The organism is Pseudomonas sp. FR229a (assembly GCF_030209115.1).
In the GTDB taxonomy this organism is placed as follows: Bacteria; Pseudomonadota; Gammaproteobacteria; order Pseudomonadales; family Pseudomonadaceae; genus Aquipseudomonas; species Aquipseudomonas moraviensis_A.
Genome location: NZ_JARVSP010000041.1, coordinates 1 through 3,746, shown reverse-complemented (window position 1 = coordinate 3,746; position 3,746 = coordinate 1). Strand labels below are relative to the sequence as shown.

Annotated in this window: 1 protein-coding gene; it reads left to right on the top strand. The window is 61.8% G+C overall.

The features are described from left to right. Window positions 1-3,746, top strand: a 3,746-nt coding sequence (locus QRN33_RS26105) for an immunoglobulin-like domain-containing protein (protein WP_350310285.1), incomplete at both ends; no start/stop codon positions are given.

Sequence of the window (3,746 nt, the reverse complement as noted above, 5' to 3'; positions counted from 1 at the left end):
CAGCGGCCAATGACGTCTACAACAATGGCAGCACTGTCAGCACCACGATCACTGGTGCAACCGGTGGCAACTTCGAGAATCTGGTGCCAAGCAACACGCCAGCGGTCACCACCATCACCGACTCGGTCGATGACACTGGCCTGAGCCTCAGCGCCACCGGCACTGTGGCCGAGGGCGGCCAGATCACCTACACTGCCACGCTGACGAATCCGGCTGGCACTCCGGTAACCGTGACCCTGAGCAACGGCTCGGTGATCACCATCGATGCCGGCAAAACCACCGGCACCGTCACCGTTCCAGCACCTGCCGATGACGTCTACAAAGACGCCGGCCAGGTCGAAGTCAGCATCAAGGACGCCACCGGCGGCAACTTCGAGAATCTGGTGCCGAACACCACCCCGGCGGTGACCGAAATCACCGACACCGTCGATACCTCGACGGTGAAACTGACCGCTGACACCTCGGTTGCCGAAGGCGGAACCGTCACTTACACCGCCAGCGTCGGCGCACCCGTCACCGGTTCGCCTGTCGTCGTGACGTTGGCGAACGGCCAGAACATCACCATCGCCGTCGGCCAGACCACTGGTTCCATCACCTACACCGCACCGAACGATGCCTTGACCGGCAACGCTCCGCTGACCAACTCGATCACTGGCGTCACCGGCGGTAACTTCGAAAATCTGGTTGCAGATAACACCCCAGTCTCGACCACCGTTACGGATGTTGCCGATACCACCAACCTGTCGCTGAGTGCGACAAACTCGGTGGCCGAGGGTGGCCAGATCACTTACACCGCGACCTTGACCAATGCTGCTGGCTCGCCAGTGACCGTGACCTTGTCCAACGGTGCCGTGATCACCATCAAGGCTGGCGAAACCAGCGGCACTGCGACCGTTCCTGCACCGTCCGATGACGTCTACAAAGACGCCGGTTCCGTCCAGGCGACGATCACCAGCGCCACTGGTGGCAATTTCGAGAACCTTGTTCCGAGCACTGCTCCAGCCGTGACGACAGTCACCGACACCATCGACACTTCGACCGTCAAACTGACGGCTGATACTTCGGTGGCCGAAGGCGGAATCGTCACTTACACCGCGACCGTCGGCGCGCCAGTCACTGGCTCGCCTGTCGTCGTGACATTGGCCAACGGCCAGATCATCACCATCGCCGTCGGCCAGACCACCGGCAGCGTTACCGCCCCCGTATCGAATGACGTCCAGATCGGTCACGCACCGCTGACCAACTCGATCACCAATGTCAGCGGTGGTAACTACGAGAATCTGGTGGCCGACAAGACCCCGGTCAGCACCACCGTGACGGATACCGTCGACACCACCAGCGTCGCGCTGACTGCCACCGGTAACGTCAACGAAGGCGGGCAGATCATCTACACCGCAACCTTGAGCAACCCGGCCGGCACGCCTGTGACCGTGAATCTGAGCAACGGCTCGGTCATCACCATTGAAGCGGGCAAGACCACCGGCACCGTGACCGTTCCGGCACCTGCCGATGACGTCTACAAAGACGCCGGTAAAGTCGAAGTGACCATCAAGGACGCCACCGGTGGCAACTTCGAAAGCCTGGTGCCCAATCCGACGCCAGCGGTGACCAACGTTGCCGACACCGTCAACACCACGCACCTGACCCTCAGTGCCGAGAGCTATGTGCTCGAAGGCGCTTCGATCACTTACACCGCAACGCTGACCAACGCCGCGCAGACCCCGGTCACCGTCAACCTGAGCAATGGCCAGACCATCACCATTGAAGCAGGCAAGACCAGCGGTTCGGTGACGATTGCCGCACCGAGCGATGACGTCTACAAGGACGTCAGCAAGCTCACCGTGACCATGACCGATGCCAGCGGCGGCAACTTCGAAAAGCTCGACGTCAGCAAGACTCCTGTCAGCACCACAGTCAACGATACCGTCGACACAACCGCGCTGACTCTGACTGCCAGCGATACCGTCAGCGAAGGTGGCCAGATCACCTATACCGCGACCCTGAGCAACCCGGCCGGCACCGCCATGACCGTGACCCTGGCCAACGGCGCAGTGATCAATATCGCAGCCGGCGCCACCAGCGGTTCGGTGAATTTCCCGGCACCCGCCAACACCCCATACATCGATGGCAGCAACGTGCGGACGGCAATCGCCAGCCACAGCGGCGGCAATTTCGAGCGCGTCGAGGCCGATCGTTCGGCAGTGGTGACCAAAGTCACCGACGCCGTCGACAACACTGATATCAGCCTGAGCGCTACCGGCAGCGTCGCCGAGGGCGGCTCGATCGTCTACACCGCTACCCTGAGCAATCCGGCGGGCTCCGCCATGACCGTGACCCTGAGCAACGGCGCGGTGATCAGCATCGCCAAAGGCGCAAGCACCGGCAGCGCAACCGTCGCCGCGCCCGCCGATGATGTGTACAAGGACGCCGGCAAGATCGATGCGAGCATCACCAAGACCAGCGGTGGCAACTTTGAAAACCTGGTGGTCGACAAGACCCCGGCAGTCACCAACGTTACTGACACCATCGACAACAGCACGGTTTCGCTGACCGCCAGCGCCAGCGCGGTCGAAGGCGGCGTGGTCGTCTACACCGCTTCGGTGACCGCACCGGTCACCGGTTCGCCGGTAGTCGTCACCCTGTCCAACGGCCAGACCATCACCATTCCGGTCGGCGCCAGCAGCGCCAGCGTCAACTTCACCGCGCCGAACGATGCACAGGCCGGCGGCAACACCTTGAGCGTGAAAATCGACGGCGCCAGCGGTGGCAATTACGAAAATCTCGTGGCCGACCAGACCCCGGCGGTAACCTCGGTGACTGACGTCGCCGACACCACCAGCCTGGCGTTGTCCGCGACCGGCTCTGTGGCCGAGGGCGGTTCGATTGTCTACACCGCGACCCTGAGCAACCCGGCCGGCACGCCGGTTACCGTGAGTCTGAGCAACGGCGCGGTGATCACCATCGAGGCTGGGAAAACCACTGGCACCGTCACCGTTCCGGCACCTGCCGATGACGTCTATAAAGATGCCGGCAAAGTCGAAGTGACCATCGAGGGTGCTACGGGCGGCAACTTCGAAAACCTGGTGCCGAGCTCGGTTCCAGCCGTGACCAATGTCACCGATACCATCGACACTTCGACCGTCAAACTGACCGCTGATACCTCGGTTGCTGAAGGCGGCACTGTGACTTACACCGCGACAGTTGGCGCTCCGGTCACTGGTTCGCCTGTGGTCGTGACTCTGGCGAACGGTCAGAACATCACTATCGCTGTGGGCCAGACTTCCGGCACTGCGACCTTCACCGCACCGAACGATGCGCTGACAGGCAACGCTCCGCTGATCAACTCGATCACTGGCGTAACCGGCGGCAACTTCGAAAATCTGGTGGCGGACAAAACCCCGGTTTCGACTTCCGTCACAGACGTTGCCGACACTACAAATCTGTCGCTGAGCGCGACAGGTTCTGTGGCTGAGGGCGGTCAGATTACGTACACCGCGACACTGACCAACGCTGCAGGCTCGCCTGTTACCGTGACCTTGTCGAACGGCGCCGTGATCACTATTAAGGCTGGCGAGACCACCGGCACTGCAACCGTTCCGGCACCGTCCGATGACGTCTACAAAGACGCCGGTTCTGTGCAGGCAACGATCACCAGCGCCACTGGTGGCAACTTCGAAAGCCTGGTTCCAAGCACCACGCCAGCCGTCACTCAAGTCACCGACACCATCGACACTTCGACGGTCAAA